15 protein-coding genes are annotated in these 16,233 nt (G+C 62.7%); 4 read left to right on the top strand and 11 right to left on the bottom strand.

The genetic code is table 11. The features are described from left to right. The 7 genes from JFT58_RS12010 to JFT58_RS12040 form a co-directional block, all read right to left on the bottom strand. Nucleotides 1-861 carry a branched-chain amino acid ABC transporter permease gene (locus tag JFT58_RS12010; protein WP_003192337.1) on the bottom strand — a complete coding sequence of 287 codons (861 nt, stop codon included), beginning with the start codon at nucleotides 859-861 and terminating at the stop codon, nucleotides 1-3. A 57-nt stretch (nucleotides 862-918) separates the two neighbouring features. Beyond that, nucleotides 919-2,121 carry an ABC transporter substrate-binding protein gene (locus JFT58_RS12015; protein WP_034127986.1) on the bottom strand — a complete coding sequence of 401 codons (1,203 nt, stop codon included), beginning with the start codon at nucleotides 2,119-2,121 and terminating at the stop codon, nucleotides 919-921. Between the two features lie 236 nt (nucleotides 2,122-2,357). Beyond that, a complete protein-coding gene (locus JFT58_RS12020) occupies nucleotides 2,358-3,125 on the bottom strand; it encodes a FadR/GntR family transcriptional regulator (protein ID WP_034127984.1) in 768 nt (255 codons plus the stop codon). A gap of 112 nt (nucleotides 3,126-3,237) precedes the next feature. Further along, nucleotides 3,238-3,993 (bottom strand): hypothetical protein, encoded by a 756-nt coding sequence (locus JFT58_RS12025; protein ID WP_054897445.1) that lies wholly within the window; start codon nucleotides 3,991-3,993, stop codon nucleotides 3,238-3,240. Nucleotides 3,994-4,100: 107 nt separating this feature from the next. Further along, entirely contained in the window at nucleotides 4,101-5,513 is a 1,413-nt protein-coding gene (locus JFT58_RS12030; RefSeq protein ID WP_054897436.1) for an efflux transporter outer membrane subunit, read from the bottom strand. Further along, complete coding sequence (locus tag JFT58_RS12035) at nucleotides 5,506-7,476, bottom strand: MacB family efflux pump subunit (RefSeq protein ID WP_034127982.1); 1,971 nt, start codon at nucleotides 7,474-7,476, stop codon at nucleotides 5,506-5,508. The genes JFT58_RS12030 and JFT58_RS12035 overlap by 8 nt, the downstream gene beginning before the upstream one ends. A gap of 1 nt (nucleotide 7,477) precedes the next feature. Then, on the bottom strand, nucleotides 7,478-8,647 hold the full coding sequence (locus tag JFT58_RS12040; RefSeq protein WP_054897437.1) for an efflux RND transporter periplasmic adaptor subunit: 1,170 nt from the start codon (nucleotides 8,645-8,647) through the stop codon (nucleotides 7,478-7,480). 326 nt (nucleotides 8,648-8,973) lie between these two features. Between JFT58_RS12040 and JFT58_RS12045 the strand changes: the two genes are divergently transcribed. From JFT58_RS12045 to JFT58_RS12060, 4 genes are all read left to right on the top strand, one after another. Continuing rightward, nucleotides 8,974-9,456, top strand: coding sequence for a sigma-70 family RNA polymerase sigma factor (locus JFT58_RS12045; protein WP_054897438.1), 483 nt, complete (start codon nucleotides 8,974-8,976; stop codon nucleotides 9,454-9,456). A 119-nt stretch (nucleotides 9,457-9,575) separates the two neighbouring features. Further along, complete coding sequence (locus JFT58_RS12050; protein WP_054897439.1) at nucleotides 9,576-10,913, top strand: lysine N(6)-hydroxylase/L-ornithine N(5)-oxygenase family protein; 1,338 nt, start codon at nucleotides 9,576-9,578, stop codon at nucleotides 10,911-10,913. Nucleotides 10,914-11,100: 187 nt separating this feature from the next. Further along, nucleotides 11,101-12,321, top strand: coding sequence for a putative DNA modification/repair radical SAM protein (locus JFT58_RS12055; RefSeq protein WP_014719028.1), 1,221 nt, complete (start codon nucleotides 11,101-11,103; stop codon nucleotides 12,319-12,321). Continuing rightward, a complete protein-coding gene (locus tag JFT58_RS12060) occupies nucleotides 12,318-13,199 on the top strand; it encodes a TIGR03915 family putative DNA repair protein (protein WP_054897440.1) in 882 nt (293 codons plus the stop codon). Before JFT58_RS12055 ends, JFT58_RS12060 begins: the two co-directional genes overlap by 4 nt. Before the next feature lie 127 nt (nucleotides 13,200-13,326). On the opposite strand, the gene JFT58_RS12065 is transcribed toward JFT58_RS12060, so the two are convergent. Genes JFT58_RS12065 through JFT58_RS12080 form a run of 4 tightly spaced genes read right to left on the bottom strand, consistent with a single transcriptional unit; the run spans nucleotide 13,327 to nucleotide 16,074 of the window. Next, nucleotides 13,327-13,824 (bottom strand): Lrp/AsnC family transcriptional regulator, encoded by a 498-nt coding sequence (locus tag JFT58_RS12065; RefSeq protein WP_003192319.1) that lies wholly within the window; start codon nucleotides 13,822-13,824, stop codon nucleotides 13,327-13,329. Nucleotides 13,825-13,828: 4 nt separating this feature from the next. Continuing rightward, nucleotides 13,829-14,659 (bottom strand): ABC transporter ATP-binding protein, encoded by an 831-nt coding sequence (locus JFT58_RS12070; protein WP_014719025.1) that lies wholly within the window; start codon nucleotides 14,657-14,659, stop codon nucleotides 13,829-13,831. 3 nt (nucleotides 14,660-14,662) lie between these two features. Further along, on the bottom strand, nucleotides 14,663-15,376 hold the full coding sequence (locus tag JFT58_RS12075) for an ABC transporter permease (RefSeq protein WP_054897441.1): 714 nt from the start codon (nucleotides 15,374-15,376) through the stop codon (nucleotides 14,663-14,665). Beyond that, nucleotides 15,373-16,074, bottom strand: coding sequence for an ABC transporter permease (locus tag JFT58_RS12080; RefSeq protein WP_054897442.1), 702 nt, complete (start codon nucleotides 16,072-16,074; stop codon nucleotides 15,373-15,375). Before JFT58_RS12080 ends, JFT58_RS12075 begins: the two co-directional genes overlap by 4 nt. Between the last annotated feature and the right edge of the window lie 159 nt (nucleotides 16,075-16,233).

Here is a 16,233-nt window from a genome sequence, read left to right on the forward strand (position 1 = left end):
TCAGGCTCTCCCGAACAGGCCATAAGGGCGTACCAGAATCACCACGGCCATGGCGCCGTAGATCATCAGGCTCGCACCCTGGGGCCAGAGTGTGGTCATCAGGCTTTGCACCACGCCCACCAGCAAACCGCCGACCAGCGCACCGCTGAACGAGCCCATGCCGCCGATCACCACCACCACGAAGGCGATGCCCAGAATCTCCGGGCCGACAAAGGGCTGGGCGCCGCGCAAGGGCGCAAACAACACCCCAGCGACACCGGCCAGGGCGACACCAAGGGCGAAGGTCATGGAGAACAGGCGGAAAATATTGGTGCCCAGTAGCGACACGGTTTCGGTGCTTTCACTGCCAGCGCGCACCAGAGCACCGAAGCGCGTACGTTCCAGCAGCAGCCACAGGCCCAGGCCCACCAGCCCGGAAAATACGATAAGGAACAGGCGGTAGTAGGGGTAGACGAAATCACCCACCACCAGCACGCCGCGCAACAGTTCCGGCACGGCGACGCTTTTGCCCACCGGGCCCCAGATCATCACGCTGGCTTCCTGGATGATCAGGGCGATCCCCAGGGTCACCAGAATCTGGAACATGTGTGGCAAGTGGTAGATGCGCTGGATCAGCAAGCGCTCGATCACCCAGGCCAGTGCGGCCACCACCAGCGGCGCGATCAGCAGCGCCAGCCAGAAGTTGCCGGTGAGGCTCACCGCGGTGTAGCAGATGTAGGCGCCGAGCAGGAAAAACGCGCCGTGGGCGAAGTTGACGAAGTTGAGCAGGCCGAAAATGATCGTCAGCCCCACTGCGATCAGGAAGTAGATCATCCCCAGCCCAAGGCCGTTGAGAATCTGGAACAGGTACAAATTAAGCATGCAGGCACCCTCCGCAGACGGCCGCTTGCACGGCCCTGCGCGACAAAAGTTAAGCGGTCAGCCGAGCGTGCAGCCCGTCGCCTCGACTGCGGGGAACGATTGGCCAGCGCTGAGCACTTTGGCCAGGTCGTCCTTGTCGGCCATGTCGCCGCTGGCCTTGCCGATCAGCAGGTAGTAGTCCTTGATCACCTGGTGGTCGCCGGCGCGGATCGACTCCTTGCCGGTCGGGCCTTCGTAGCTCAAGCCTTGCAGAGCCTTGGCCACGGTCGGGCCATCGAAGCTGCCGGTGGCAATGATGGTGTCGAGCATGACTTTGGTGCTGATGTAGTCGGCGGCCAGCGGGTAGGTGGGGTTGATGCCGTACTGGGCCTGGGTCAGCTTGACCAGTTCACGGTTGAGCGGGGTGTCGACCTGGTGCCAGTACTGTGCGCCGAGGTACACGCCCTCGAGCACATCGCTGCCCAGTTCCTGGAACTGATCCAGGCCGGCAGACCACACCAGCAGCACCTTCATGCGCTCCTTGATGCCGAAGTTCACGGCCTGGCGCAGGGTGTTGGACGATTGGCTGCCAAAGTTGAGCAGCACCAGCACATCGGGCTTGGTGGAAATGGCGTTGGTCAGGTAGCCGGAGAATTCCTGTTCCTGCAGCGAGTGGTAGCTGTTGCCCACGTGTTCCAGGCCATGCTCCTTGAGCACGTTTCTGGCGCCTTCGAGCAAGGCTTCGCCGAATACGTATTGCGGGGTGATGGTGTACCAGCGCTTGGCGTCCGGCAGCAGCTTGATCAGCGGCACCATGGTTTCGCGTATCGCGCCGTAGGTGGGCACCGACCAGCGGAAGGTCGCCTTGTTGCAGTCCTTGCCTGTCACTTCATCGGCGCCCACCGGGGTCATGAACACGCCGCCGACCTTGTCCACTTCCTTGGCCACTGCCAGCGCGGAAGATGACAGCGTGCATCCCTGGAAGAACCGTGCGCCGTCCTGCGCGATGGCCTCCTGCACCTTGCGCACTGCCTTGCCGGCGTTGCCTTCGGTGTCGATGACCTTGTAGTTCAGTGGGCGGCCGAGCAATTGGGCGTGTTGCTGCACCGCCAGGCGCGAACCCATGTCGGCAAATTTGCCATAGCTGGCAAAGGCGCCAGACATGGACTTGAGGCCGTAAAAGGTAAAGGGCTCGGCGGCGAATGCCGAACGCACGCTCAGCGGAAGGCTGAGGGCGGCGGCCGCGGTGAGGCTGGCTTTCAATAACGTACGACGCTGCATGGGGTGACTCCCTGGTTTAGTTATTGGCAGGAGCGGCAAGGGCGATACGGTGGAGCAAGGGCCTGTGGGCAGGCTTGTTATTGGATAACTCGATTTCGCGGGTGAACGGGGTCAACTGTGGGAGCTGGCTTGCCTGCGATGGCATCGACTCGGTCCCCTGTAACACCGAGGCGCCCGCATCGCAGGCAAGCCAGCTCCCACATTGATCGGGTTCCCACATTGGATTGTTGGCGTGTTTAAGGGTGGTCGAACTCCAAGAGGAAATGCGGGCTCACTTGGCCTTCCAGCGCGGTCATATGGTGTTCGGCATCGCACATGTGTTCATGCATCAAGCTGCGCACCGCGCTTTCGTCCCCGGCGCGAAAGGCGATCAGCAGTTGCTTGTGATAGTCGAGGTTGGCCGCGTCGAACTGCTTGCGTTTGGGCTTGTAGGCTTTTTTCAGCACCACCAGGTCGCGCAGCAAGTCATTGAGAAACTGCGCCATGAAGCTCAGCAGCGGGTTGGGGCAGGCCCGGGCCAGCAGGTTGTGGAACTCCAGTTCCGCCAGGCGCTGTTCGCGCTGGCCGGCTTCGCTGTCTTCAGGGGCGCTGCAAAAATCCACATTGGCTTGCAGGGCGGTGTAATCGTTTTCGCTCAAACGCCCGAGCACCGACACCGCCAATTCCACTTCGATGACCTTGCGCAGTTGGTAGACCTGCTCGCCGTCCAAGTGCTGGAAGTGCAGGTAATTGCGCAAGGCGCGGCTGGCCGGCTCGGTGCCGGCCTGATTCAAGTAAGCCCCGCCGCTGGGGCCGGTGCGCGTGCTCACCAGGCCCTCCACTTCCAACGCCTTGAGCGCTTCGCGTGCCGAACCCTTGGAACACTGGAAGCTTTCCATCAGCTCGCGTTCGGTGGGCAGGCGGTCGCCGGGCTTCAAGGCGTCGGTGACGATCGAGCGCTTGACCGACTCGACAATCACATCGGACAGCTTCTGGCGTTTGCGGCGTAGCGGGCGAGTCAGCATGGCGGTGATTTATCGTATTAATGCGGATAAATAGCACTTAATAACGATTGGGGAAGTGCGTCAACGCAGGCTGTCGTTTTTGGTGGCAAGAGGTCGTAAATGCGTGGGCTACTTACTCCCAGGCGCTGAGGTCGAGACAGCGCGTGGACGCCGGCGGTTGTCTACCATAGGCGAGAAAATCCCCCAGCCAGCGGTTGACGCAGCCGTCGGCGCCTGCGCGCGCCGACTCCTTGAGCAAGAGTTGCTCGACACCGGTGGCGACTGCTTCGCCAGGCTCGGCATTGATCAGCACCATGCGCCCGACACGCTCGGGAAACAGCGTGCCGTAGCGGCTGCCGAGGCGGGTGGCAGCGGCGTTGCCCAGGTAGTTGAGGCGCGCCTCGTCAAGTTGCCCGCGCACGAACTCCATGTCCCGCGCGGCCTGTTCCACGGCATTGCCCTCGCGCAGGTCGCGGGCGCTCAGCTCGATGACGTCATACCGGTCGACCAGGGTGCGATAGGCCTGGGTGGCAAGCGACTCCCAGCGGCTGGCGAGGTGAAGAACGAAAGGCGCGTCCTGGGCCTGGAGGGGTTCGCCGGCCTGGATGAACACGACACCTTCACGGTTGAGCGGTTGCCGTGCGCCTACCCGTGTCACGCTCAAGCTTAGGCGGCCGCGCTGGGGTGCGGCATGGTCGCGGGGGACGTTGACCAGGCCGCATTGGGTGCGGCCAACCACTTGCGGGTTCAAGTGCGCCGTCGTGGTGAGGGGGCAGTCCAGCAGCCAGTCGATTGCGGTGGGGGCGATCAAGGGCTTGGCCAGCGCCAGGTTCGGTATCAACCAGCAGCCAATGCAGGCCAGGCCTTTTACAACAACGCTGGGTTTCATCATGAGGTCCCGGGCTTCCGTGTGATAACGGCTTTTTTACCAAGGACCTTGAGGTGGAGAATGTAGGGTGAAGAAACAACTCGTGTATGAAATATGAGTTTCGTTTATCAGATGTTGGTTTTCCAGCCACCGCCTAATGCCTTGTACAGGGCGATGCTGGCTTGTAGGCGCGACAGGCGTAGTAGCACGCTCTGGTCCTGGGCGCTGTACAAAGTGCGCTGGGTTTCCAGCACCGTGAGCAGGTCTTCGGCACCGGCTTCGTAGCGGCTCTGGGCAATCTGAAACGCGGCCTGCGCCTGTTGCAGCTCCTCGCTTTGCCACTGGCGTTGCTGGTCAAGGCGGGTGATGCTGCTGAGGGCTTTTTCCACATCGGCAAAGCCATTGATGATTGCCCCGCGGTAGCTTTGCAGCAGTTCATCCTGGCGTGCCCGAGCCTTGTCGCGCTCGGCGCTCAGCCGGCCATTGTTGAAGATTGGCGCCATCAGGCCCGAGGTCAGGGTGTAGAAGGGGCTGCGCAAGACCTCTTGGGCCTTGTATGCGCCAGAGCCGAGGGTCGCGCCCAATGTCACTGAAGGCAGCATCGCTGCACGGGCCACCGTGACGTCGGCACGGGCCGCTGCCAACTGGGCCTCGGCCTGGGCGAGGTCGGGGCGCCGGCTCAATAACTGGCTCGGTACACCGGGCCCGATACTCGGCCAGGTCAATGCCTGGAAGGGTTCAGCGCCCAGGTCCAGGGCCTGTACGGGTTGACCAAGCAAGGCGGCCAAAGTGATTTGCGACTCTTCGACCGATTGCTGGATCAGCGGCAATTGCCGTTGCTGGGTGGCCACCAGGCTCTTCTGTTGAGCCAGTTCCAGGGCCGTGGCGGAACCGGCGTCGTGGCGGGTCTGTACCAGGTTCAGCACATTGCGCGCATTCGCCAGGTTGAGCTCGGCAATCTGCAGGCGCTGGCGTGCGGCCAGGGTTTGCGCGTAGCGGTCGGCGACATTGCTGAGCAGGGTCAGCTCCACGTTGGCCTGAGCGAACTCACTGGCGTGCAGGCTCTGCACGGCGCTGTCGCGCGCAGCGGCGCGGCCCCCCCAGAAGTCGATTTCATAGCTGGCGGTGAGGCTGGCGTCATAGCTGTTGACGGTCCGATTGCTTTCGGTGGCGTCCAGGTCCGAGTTGCCGCTGCCGCGCAACAGTCTTTGCCGGCTGGCGGTGAGGTTGAACTTCAGCTCCGGCAGCAGCGGCGCGCCAGCAATCACCGCCGTGGCCTGGGCCTGACGGACCCGCGCCATGGCGGCCGCTACGTCGAAACTGTCACGACGGGCCTGGTCGATCAGGCGGTTCAACGCCGGGCTGCCAAACTGCGTCCACCAGCGCTGGTTGATGGCTTGGGTCGCTTCGCGTTCTGCATAGTGCCAGGCGGCGGGCGTGGCGAGGCCGCTGTCGATGGCCGGCGGGTTAGCGCCACAGGCCGTGAGCAACAGGCACACACTGAACGCTGACAGTCGTGGAGTGAGAGATCGTTTATTCACTGGTCAACGCCTTAACCGGATCGAGCCGGGCAGCTTTACGGGCCGGCATAAAGCCGAATACGACGCCGGTCACCAGCGCACAGCCAAACGCGCCGAGCACCGCCACCAGGGAAAACTGCACCGCCACTTCAGCCAGCACCAGCACGCCGCCTACCAGCAATGCCAGGGCAATACCGAACAGGCCGCCGACCACCGAGAGCATCACCGCCTCGGTGAGGAACTGGCGCAGGATGTCGCGCTGGCGCGCCCCGGTGGCCATACGGATGCCGATTTCACGGGTGCGTTCGCGCACGGTCATCAACATGATATTCATCACGCCGATGCCGCCCACCAGCAGGGAGATCGCCGCAATCGAGCCGAGCATCAGCGACAGGGTGTTCTGGGTGCGGGCTTCGGCCTGAATCATCGCGGCATTGTTGGTCAGCTCGTAGTCGCGCTTGCCGTTGTGCAGCTTCAGCATCAACTGGTCGATGGCGCGTTCGGCTTCATGCACCTTGCGTGCATCGGTGGTGGCAATCGCCACGTATTCGGGGTTGTAGCTGCCGAACAGGCGGACACTGGCGGCGCTGTAGGGAATGGCGACACGGTCGTCACTGTCCTTGTTGCCGGAGCTGGAGCCTTTTTCCGCGAGCACGCCGACCACCTGGAAGGGGACGTTCTCGATCAGGATGTACTGGCCGATAGGGCTGGCCACGTCCTTGAACAATTTTTGGCGGATGCGCGCGCCGATCACGGCGACCGTGGCGGCGGCGCGTTCGTCGGCCTCGGTGAAGTAGCTGCCCTCGACCACCGGCCAGTTGAAGATCTCCGGGAAGTTGGTGTCGTTGCCCCCCACGTAAGCCATGTAGTCGACGTTGCCGAAGCGCACTCCCGCGTCGGTGCCGTTGACCGGCATGATGCGCTTGACCTGAGGCAGCGTCGCCAGGGCCGCGACATCGTTGAGGGACACGATACCCAGCGGCGTACGCGGGTTGGGCGAAGATCCGCTGAGGTAGATGATATTGGAGCCGAATGCGCCCATCTGCGCCATGACCTGGCGCTTGCTGCCTTCGCCCACTGCCAGCATCACCACCACCGACGCGACGCCGATGATGATGCCCAACAGCGTCAGCGCCGTGCGAAAACGGTTGATCCACATCACCCGCCAGGCGGCCTGCACGGCATCCAGCAATTCGGCTTTCCAGGCACCATTGTGCTCGGCGCCGTCGACCAGGCGTTGGCGCAGGTCCACGGCGTGCAAGGCGCCGGCCGCCACGCTGGGTGTGGCCGCGCGGGTGTCAGCCGAATCGCTGATGATCTGGCCGTCGCGAATCTCGATGATGCGGTTGGCTCGCGCCGCCACTTCACGGTCGTGGGTAATCAGAATGACCACATGGCCCTGGCTCGCCAGTTCGTCGAGCAAGGCCATGACCTCGGCGCCGCTATGGCTGTCGAGGGCGCCGGTGGGTTCGTCGGCGAGGATGATATGGCCGCCGTTCATCAGGGCGCGGGCGATGGACACCCGTTGCTGTTGCCCACCCGACAGCTGGTGCGGCCGATTGCCGGTGCGCTCGGCCAGGCCCAGGCGGGTGAGCAGGGCGCTGGCGCGGGCATGGCGTTCGGCGGCGCTGATGCCGGCATAGATCGCCGGCATCTCGACGTTTTCCTGGGCGGAGCCTGAGGGAATCAAGTGGTAGCCCTGAAACACAAAACCGAAGGCTTCGCGGCGTAGCCAGGCCAGTTCGTCGCTGCCCAGGTGGGCGACGTTTTCCCCGGCGAACAGGTAGTCGCCCTCGGTGGGGCGGTCGAGGCAGCCGAGGATGTTCATCAGCGTCGATTTACCCGAGCCCGACGCGCCGACAATGGCGACGAACTCGCCGGCATGGATCGACAGGTCGATGCCGCGCAACACATCGACCTGCGGGCTGTCGCCGCCGCCGTAGGATTTGCGGATGCCTTTGAGTTCAATCAGGGGCGTGGTCATTTCAGCCCCCATGGTTATCAACCGGGCCGATCAACAGGTGGTCGCCCTCGTTCAACCCCTCGAGCACTTCCACCCGCAGGCGGTCGCTGATGCCCAGGCGCACTTCACGGTCTTCGATGGCTCCGTTTTTGGCAACCACCCGGGCGATTTGCGCTGCGGAGCCGGGCACGCTTTGCAAGGCGGCGACGGGTACGGAGAGGGCGTCCTTGACTTGGCTGGCGACGAAAAAGACCTGGGTGGTCATCTCGGCCATCAGCGCGTTGTCGGCGTTGTCCACGTCCAGCAGCACCGTGTACAGCACCACTCGGCCAGTGCCGCTCTTGCTGGTGCTGCTCGGGCTGCCGCTGCCCTGGGTTTCGTTCAAGGGTTTGGGCGGGATCGGCAGGATCTGGCGCACGGTGCTGGTCCAGCGCCGGCTGCCACCGCTCAGAGTGGTGAAATACGCGCTCATGCCGGGTTTGACATGGCCGATGTCGGCTTCGGAGACTTCCGCCCACACCGTCATGGGCGACAGCTTGGCGATGCGCAGGATCAGCGGCGTTTGCTGTTGCGCGTTGAGGGTCTGGCCGACGCGTGCATCCACGGCCACCACGGTACCGGTCATTGGCGCGTAGATGCGCGTGTAGCCCAACTCGGCTTCATCGCTGCGCAGGCTGGCCTGGGCCTGGCGGATCTGTGCCTGGAACATCTGCACCCGCGCCTGGGTCGCGCTGAGTTCCGCCTTGGCGGTCTGCACGTCTTCCTCGCGGGTGGCGTTGCCGGCACTCAGGCGCTGCTGACGCTGGTACTTCTGATGGGCCAGTTGGTGCTGGGCTTTCTGCTCCTGCAACTGGGCCTGCAGGTTTTCGATGGCATAGCGGCTGGCGTCGAGCTTGGCTTTTTGCGTGGCGGGGTCGATCTCCACCAGCAATTGGCCCTCTTGGACCTGGTCACCGGCCTCGACGTGGATCTTGCGGATCTGCCCGGAGGCTTGGGCGCCGACGTCTACGTAACGTCGCGGTTGCAGGGTGCCCAGGGCGGTGACGCTGTTTTCGATGTCGGCGCGGGTCACGGTGACGGTGGCCAGGGCGTCGCGGCCCGGCGTCAGGCCCTGCCAGGTGGCAAACGCAACGATGGGAATCAGGCACGCCACCACAAGCAGGGCGCGTCGGGCAGGTCGAGGGCGTTTCATGGGTAGCTTCCAGCCAGGAAAGTTCGGGGCGCAGTCGCGCAGAGCTGACAGGTAAACGAGGAAAATGCCCCGGAATTTAGGCTGTTACATAAGTAGTTACAGCGCGAATTGCGAAAAAAACCGACCGCTGATGAGAGAGTTCTTTAAAAGTAGATGAGAATTACTATAAATTGCACACACTCAAACTGCCATCATCGGTGATGGCAAAACCGCCAATGATTGCGGGCGCATCCAGGTAAGGGGATGCGCTCTTGGGTTTTTCGCGAGCAAGCTCGCTCCTACAGGGGGCTGGGTGTCGTTTGTACCAAGGCCGTGGGTCAGGAGTCATGTTGGAAAACTACTATCGCGAGCTGGTGTGTTTCCTCAACGCCAAGCTGGGCAACCGTCAGGTGGCCGAAGATGTGGTGCATGACGCTTATGTGCGGGTGCTCGAGCGCGCAAGCGACACCCCGATCGAACAGCCCCGCGCTTTTCTGTACCGCACCGCCTTGAACCTGGTGATCGACGGCCATCGGCGTAATGCCTTGCGTCAGTCCGAGCCTCTTGAGGTGCTGGACAACGAAGAGCGCTTCGCCGCCTGTTCCCCCCACGCCAGCCACCACCAGGGCCAGCGCCTGGAGATGCTCGAGCGCGCCTTGGCCGAGCTGCCGGCGGCCTGTCGCGACAGTTTCCTGTTGCGCAAACTCGAAGGCCTGTCCCATCTGCAAATCGCTGAACGCCTGAACATTTCCCGCAGCCTGGTGGAAAAACACATCGTCAACGCGATGAAGCACTGCCGGGTGCGCATGCGCGAGTGGGAAGCGCACTGATCGGCTGTTAGTTAAATTTTATTTCACTGTCCTCGTTTCCTATCAACACACGGCCTGTTGTTCAGGCCATGAAGGTATTCCCGCCCCACCGCCATGGGGCTTATCCAGAGGACACTGGAATGACACAGGCAATTGCTTCGCCCGCGGTTCATGACCTGATCGGGATCGGTTTCGGCCCTTCGAACCTGGCGCTGGCCATCGCCCTGCAGGAGCGTGAAAAGGCCCAGGGCAAGCTGGACGTGCTGTTTCTCGACAAACAAGCCGACTACCGCTGGCACGGCAATACCCTGGTGACCCAGAGTGAACTGCAGATTTCCTTCCTCAAGGATTTGGTGACCCTGCGCAACCCCACCAGCCCGTACTCCTTCGTCAACTACCTCAAGGCCCACGACCGCCTGGTGGACTTCATCAACCTGGGCACCTTTTACCCTTGCCGCATGGAGTACAACGACTACCTGCGCTGGGTGGCGGGGCAGTTCCAGGCCCAGGCCAACTACGGCGAGGAAGTGCTGGCCATCGAGCCGATCCTGCATCAGCAACAGGTCGAGGCGTTGCGCGTGATCTCCCGTGATGCCCAAGGCGAGCAGCATGTGCGCACCACCCGTTCGGTGGTGGTCAGCGCCGGCGGCACACCGCGCATCCCCGAGGCATTCAAGGCGCTCAAGGGCGATAGCCGGGTGTTTCACCATTCCCAGTACCTGGAGCGCATGGCCAGCCAGCCGTGCGTAGACGGCAAGCCGATGCGCATCGCCGTGATCGGCGGCGGCCAGAGCGCGGCAGAAGCTTTTATCGACCTCAATGACAGCTTCCCGTCGGTGCAGGTCGACATGATCCTGCGCGGTTCGGCGCTCAAACCGGCCGACGACAGCCCGTTCGTCAACGAAGTGTTCTCGCCGGCCTTTACTGACCTGGTGTTCCAGCAAGTCGGTGCCGAGCGTGAGCGTTTGGTCGCCGAATACCAGAACACCAACTACTCGGTAGTGGACCTGGACCTGATCGAGCGAATCTACGGGATTTTCTACCGCCAGAAAGTCTCCGGCATCGCCCGCCAGGCGTTCCGCACCCTGACCGTAGTGGAGAAGGCCACCCCAGGCCCGCTGGGTATCGAACTGGCCCTGCGCAATAGCGCCACCGGCGAAACCAGCCTCAACCATTACGACGCGGTAATCCTGGCCACCGGCTACGAGCGCCAGATGCACCGTGAACTGCTGGCGCCGCTGCAAGCCTACATGGGCGACTTCGAAGTGGCCCGCGACTACCGCATCGTCACCGACGAGCGCTGCAAGGCTGGCATCTACATCCAGGGCTTCAGCCAGGCCAGCCATGGCTTGAGCGATACCTTGCTGTCGGTGCTGCCGATTCGGGCGGATGAGATTGCGGCGTCGTTGTATGCGCTGGACCATCACCGTGGCAAGGCGCGTTCGGTGCAGGACTTGCTGCTGGCAACCGCCAGCTGACCGATCCCCTTATTGTGGCGAGGGAGCTTGCTCCCGTTCGGGTGCGCAGCGCCCGCAAGCTTTTGGGGCCGCTTCGCAGCCCAGCGGGAGCAAGCTCCCTCGCCACAAGAGCTCGCTCCTACAGACGGCACTTGTGACAAAGTGTGGCTATTGGTACTGTACAAAAAACCAGTATCGGTAGCCCTCCATGCAGTTGATCGAAAAACTCAGCATCCTCGCCGACGCCGCCAAGTACGACGCGTCCTGCGCCAGCAGTGGCGCGCCCAAGCGCAGTTCCGAGGGCAAGGCGGGGCTGGGTTCCACCAATGGCATGGGCATCTGCCACAGCTACACGCCCGATGGCCGTTGCGTGTCGTTGCTCAAGGTGTTGCTCACCAACTTCTGCCTCTACGACTGCCAATACTGCGTCAACCGCCGCTCCAGCGACGTGCCCCGTGCGCGCTTCAGCCCGGAGGAGGTGGTCACCCTGACCCTGGATTTCTACAAGCGCAATTGCGTCAGTGGGCTGTTCCTCAGTTCCGGCATCATCCGTTCGTCGGACTACACCATGGAGCAACTGGTGCGGGTCGCCAAACTGCTGCGCGAAGAGCATGACTTTCGCGGTTATATCCACCTCAAGACCATCCCCGATGCCGACCCGGCCCTGATCGCCGAGGCTGGCCGTTATGCCGATCGCCTCAGCGTGAATATCGAACTGCCCACCGACGCCAGCCTGCAAACCCTGGCGCCCGAGAAGCAGATCGGCTCGATCAAGCAGGCCATGCAGACCATCTACACCGGCGAACAGACGGTGCTCAACGAACCCCGCGCGCCACGTTTCGCTCCGGCCGGGCAGAGCACGCAGATGATCGTCGGCGCCGACGACACCGACGACAGCACCATCCTGCACGGTGCCGAGGCGTTGTACGGTAATTTCAAGCTGCGCCGCGTGTATTACTCGGCGTTCAGCCCCATCCCCAACAGCCCGAAAAGCGTACCCCTGGCCGCGCCGCCCTTGATGCGCGAGCACCGCTTGTACCAGGCTGATTTCCTGCTGCGCAGCTACGGTTTCAGCGCCAATGAGCTGTTCGCCGGCCCCGGTGACCTGGCACTGGATATCGACCCCAAGCTGGCCTGGGCCCTGGAGCATCGTGAGGTGTTCCCCCTGGACCTGAACCGCGCCGAGCCGACCCTGATCGCACGTATTCCCGGCATCGGCCTGCGCACCACCCAGCGCCTGGTCGACCTGCGCCGTGAACGCAAGATCCGCTTCGAAGACCTGGCGCGCATGCGCTGCGTGCTGGCCAAGGCCAAGCCGTTTTTCATCACCAGCGACTACCACCCGCAGCAGGCCGACAGCACCAGTGTGTTGTTGCGCGAACAATTGCGTGACCGTCCGCAGCCGCAACAGATGGGGCTGTGGGGATGATCAGCCTGGAGTGCGACAACCTGTTCAGTACCTGGCGCGAACAGGCCCGCTGGTTGCTCAGCCATCAGGTCGACCCCAGCCAGGTCAGTTGGGGCGAGGTGCAGGCGGCGGACCTGTTCGCTACCGATGAACTGATCCCACCAGGGATGGGGCCGTTTCAGGCGCGCATACCCAAGGCGTTGTTGCAATTGTTGGAGTCCGCTGCCTGTTATCACGGTGATCAGCGCTGGAGCCTGTTGTATGAAGTGCTGTGGCGGGTCAGCCATGGTGATCGCACGGCCATGCTCGCGGGTGACAAGCTTGGCAGCGAATTGCAGCGGCGCATCAAGCAAGTCAGCCGGGAAGCCCACCACTTGCATGCGTTTGTGCGCTTCATCGCGCTGCCGGACGGGGCCGGGCCGGAACTGCCGGAGTACGTGGCCTGGCATGAGCCGGCCCATGACATTCTCAAGAGCGCCAGCGAGCATTTTATCGGGCGCATGGGTCGCCATCGCTGGATGATCGCCACGCCCCTGGACGGGGTGTATTACGACGGCGAGCAATTGATTCATCAGCGCCAGTGCCCCGAGGCCTGGCAGCAACTGGCACAGAATGTTGAAGATCCCCACAGTGCGATGTGGTTGACCTACTACAGCCACATCTTCAACCCGGCGCGGCTGAACCCCAAGGTGATGGAAGGGCATTTACCCAGCCGCTTCTGGAAGAATTTGCCGGAGGGCAAGTTGATCCCGGGGCTGATCAGCGAGGCGCGTACGGGCAAGCAGAAGGATGGGCAGGCGAAGCTGGTGGGTGCCAAGCCAGGCAAAAGAATTGCAAACCCGGTCAATGTGGGAGCTGGCTTGCCTACGATAGCGGTCGACCCGTCAGATGTGGGGTGACTGATTGATCGTTCCCACGCTCTGCGTGGGAATGCCACCCTGGACGCTCCGCGTCTGCTCTTGAAGTTGTGACGCGGAGCGTCATTGGATGCATTCCCACGCAGAGCGTGGGAACGAGCTAGCTGGTTCAGGCCAGTTCGGTCGCGGTGTTCTTGACCACCGCCAACTCCGGATGCGCCACCAGCTTATCAATGTGCAACTCATCATTGTTCAACCAGGTCTCGGTCAGCACCCGGTAATGCTCCATATCCCGGCAGCGCATGCGCAGGCTGTAGTCGAACGGCCCGCTGATCAACTGGCATTCGAATACCTGCGGGCAGGCTTTCACGCAGGCTTCGAAGGCCTTTTGCGCCGAGCGCCCGCTTTGGTTGGACAGGGCCACCAGCACCAGCAGCGACAGCCCCGGTGAGACCATCTGCACATCGATGATCGCCCCATACCCACGGATCACCCCGCGTCGCTCCAGCTTGCGCACCCGTTCCAGGCAGGGCCTGGGGGTGAGGTGCACCAATGACGAGAGCTTTTCGTAGGTGATACGCCCCTGATGCCTGAGTACGTCGATGATCGCTTCGTCGATGCGATCCAGCGTAGGGGAAGAATGGGGTCCGTTGGCCTTGGTATCCATGAGTTCACTTCAAACGGTTGGAAAGAAATTGCTGCAAGCGTTCGCTGGTGGGATGGTCGAGGATCTCGGCGCCGCCGTGTTCTTCGACTCGGCCCTGATGCAGGAACAGTACTTGGCTGGACACCTGGCGGGCAAAGCCCATTTCGTGGGTGACCATCAGCATGGTACGACCTTCCTCGGCCAACGTCTGTATGACTTTAAGCACTTCTCCTACAAGCTCCGGGTCCAGGGCCGAGGTAGGTTCATCAAACAGGATGATCTCCGGCTCCATCGCCAGCGCCCGCGCAATCGCCACGCGCTGCTGCTGGCCGCCGGACAGGAACGCCGGATATTGGTCCGCCACGCGGCTCGGCAGGCCGACCTTGTCCAGGTACAGCCGCGCACGTTTCTCGGCTTCGGCGGCGCTCACGTTCAGCACCCGGCGCGGGGCCATGGTGATGTTTTCTAGCACGGTCATGTGGCTCCACAGGTTGAAGTGCTGGAACACCATGGCCAGGCGCGTGCGCAGGTTTTGCAGTTGCGCCTGGTGCGGCGCACGGGTGCCGGCGCGGCCTGGTTGCATTTCGATGCTGATGCCGTCCAGGGTGATCACCCCGGCGTCAGGCTGTTCCAGAAAGTTGATGCACCGCAGCATCGTGCTTTTGCCCGAGCCGCTGGCGCCGATCAGGCTGATCACGTCGCCCTGGCGTGCATTGAGGGACACGCCCTTGAGCACTTCGTGCTCGCCGTAGCGTTTATGGATACCTTCGACTTGCAGCTTGATGGCCGCCGTGGCGGTTTTGCCAACCGGTACATCCATTGGATAAGCGGCCAGGGCCTGCGCGGACTGATTCATGGGTTAGCCTCGGGTAGGAACAAGAAAGCGCATCCAGCGACGTTCGGCCAGCCTGAACAGGCCCACCAGTGCAAAGGACAGCAGCATGTAGAGCAGGGCGGCGATGCCGAAGGCCTGGAAGGTCAGGAACGTCTCGGCATTCGCATCGCGGGCGACCTTGAGGATGTCGGCGACGGTGGCGGTGAACGCCAGCGACGTGGCGTGCAGCATCAGGATCATTTCATTGCTGTAGGCCGGCAGGGCGCGACGCAATGCGGCGGGCACGATCACAAACAGGTTCAGCCGCCAGCCGTGCAGGCCATAGGCGCGTGCCGCTTCGATCTCGCCATGGGGAATGTTGCGGATTGCCCCGGCGAAGATTTCCACGGTGTAGGCGCAGGTGTTGAGCACAAACGCCAACAGCGTGCAGTTCAGCGCATTGCGGAAAAACTGGTTGAGCAGGGCGTTGTCCTGCACCACCTCCAGGCTGTACAGCCCGGTGTAGCAAATCAACAGTTGGATATACAGCGGCGTGCCGCGGAACAGGTAGGTGTAGACCTCCACCGGCCAGCGCAGCCAGAAATGCTCTGACACGCGTGCCAGCGCCAGGGGGATCGACAGGGCGAAGCCCAGTACCACCGAGATAATGAACAGCCACAAGGTCATGGCTACACCGGACAGGCCGCTGCCATCGCTGAACAGGTAGGCCAGGCCGTATTGCTGGAACAGTTCGATCATCGCGCCATCCCCTTGATGCCCAGGTTATAGCGCCGTTCCAGGCGCTTGAAGATGCGGTTGGAGAGGGTGGTAATCACCAGGTACACCAGGCCCGCGAGGATCAGGAAGTACAGCGGCTCGCTGGTGGACTTGCCCGCGTTCTGCGCGGCCTTGACCAGGTCTGACAGGCCGATGATCGACACCAGCGCCGTGGACTTGAGCAGCACCAGCCAGTTATTGCCCAGGCCCGGCAGGGCAAAGCGCATCAGTTGCGGGAACAGCACCAGGTGAAAGCGCTGCCAGCGGCTCAGGCCGTAGGCGGTGGCGGCTTCCAGTTGGCCGGCCGGCACGCTGAGGATCGCACCCCGGAAGTTCTCGGTGAAATACGCGCCGTAGATAAACCCCAGGGTGATCACCCCGGCGGTAAACGGGTCGATTTCAACGTAGTCCCAGCCGAACGCTTCGGTCAGGTCGTTGAGCCACAGTTGCAGGCTGTAGAAGATCAGCAGGATCAGCACCAAGTCCGGCACGCTGCGGATCAACGTGGTGTAGAGCGTGGCCGGCACGCGCAGCCATTTGACGCTGGAGAGTTTGGCGCCCGCGGCGACCAGGCCCAGGGTAAGGCTCAGGGCCAGGGCGAGGAACGCCAGCTTGAGCGTCATCCAGGCACCCTGGGCCAGCATGGGGCCGTAGCCTTGCAGGTTGAGGAGGTCGTTCATGGGGAAGATCTCGAAGGAGTGCACGGATTTACTGTGGGAACTGCTTGTTGTGGCGAGGGAGCTTGCTCCCGTTCGACAGCGCAGCTGGAGCCGGCTTTTTGGGGGCGCTTCGCACCCCAGCGGGAGCAAGCTCCCTCGCCACAACACGCCCGCTCCCAC

This window comes from Pseudomonas sp. MF6767 (genome assembly GCF_016405475.1).
Lineage (GTDB): Bacteria > Pseudomonadota > Gammaproteobacteria > Pseudomonadales > Pseudomonadaceae > Aquipseudomonas > Aquipseudomonas paracarnis.

What these genes read in the sequence shown, in the direction of transcription:
- JFT58_RS12010 (WP_003192337.1), bottom strand. Translation starts at nt 861, where the DNA reads ATGCTTAATTTGTACCTGTTCCAGATTCTCAACGGCCTTGGGCTGGGG.
- JFT58_RS12015 (WP_034127986.1), bottom strand. Translation starts at nt 2,121, where the DNA reads ATGCAGCGTCGTACGTTATTGAAAGCCAGCCTCACCGCGGCCGCCGCC.
- JFT58_RS12020 (WP_034127984.1), bottom strand. Translation starts at nt 3,125, where the DNA reads ATGCTGACTCGCCCGCTACGCCGCAAACGCCAGAAGCTGTCCGATGTG.
- JFT58_RS12025 (WP_054897445.1), bottom strand. Translation starts at nt 3,993, where the DNA reads ATGAAACCCAGCGTTGTTGTAAAAGGCCTGGCCTGCATTGGCTGCTGG.
- JFT58_RS12035 (WP_034127982.1), bottom strand. Translation starts at nt 7,476, where the DNA reads ATGACCACGCCCCTGATTGAACTCAAAGGCATCCGCAAATCCTACGGC.
- JFT58_RS12040 (WP_054897437.1), bottom strand. Translation starts at nt 8,647, where the DNA reads ATGAAACGCCCTCGACCTGCCCGACGCGCCCTGCTTGTGGTGGCGTGC.
- JFT58_RS12045 (WP_054897438.1), top strand. Translation starts at nt 8,974, where the DNA reads ATGTTGGAAAACTACTATCGCGAGCTGGTGTGTTTCCTCAACGCCAAG.
- JFT58_RS12050 (WP_054897439.1), top strand. Translation starts at nt 9,576, where the DNA reads ATGACACAGGCAATTGCTTCGCCCGCGGTTCATGACCTGATCGGGATC.
- JFT58_RS12055 (WP_014719028.1), top strand. Translation starts at nt 11,101, where the DNA reads ATGCAGTTGATCGAAAAACTCAGCATCCTCGCCGACGCCGCCAAGTAC.
- JFT58_RS12060 (WP_054897440.1), top strand. Translation starts at nt 12,318, where the DNA reads ATGATCAGCCTGGAGTGCGACAACCTGTTCAGTACCTGGCGCGAACAG.
- JFT58_RS12065 (WP_003192319.1), bottom strand. Translation starts at nt 13,824, where the DNA reads ATGGATACCAAGGCCAACGGACCCCATTCTTCCCCTACGCTGGATCGC.
- JFT58_RS12070 (WP_014719025.1), bottom strand. Translation starts at nt 14,659, where the DNA reads ATGAATCAGTCCGCGCAGGCCCTGGCCGCTTATCCAATGGATGTACCG.
- JFT58_RS12075 (WP_054897441.1), bottom strand. Translation starts at nt 15,376, where the DNA reads ATGATCGAACTGTTCCAGCAATACGGCCTGGCCTACCTGTTCAGCGAT.
- JFT58_RS12080 (WP_054897442.1), bottom strand. Translation starts at nt 16,074, where the DNA reads ATGAACGACCTCCTCAACCTGCAAGGCTACGGCCCCATGCTGGCCCAG.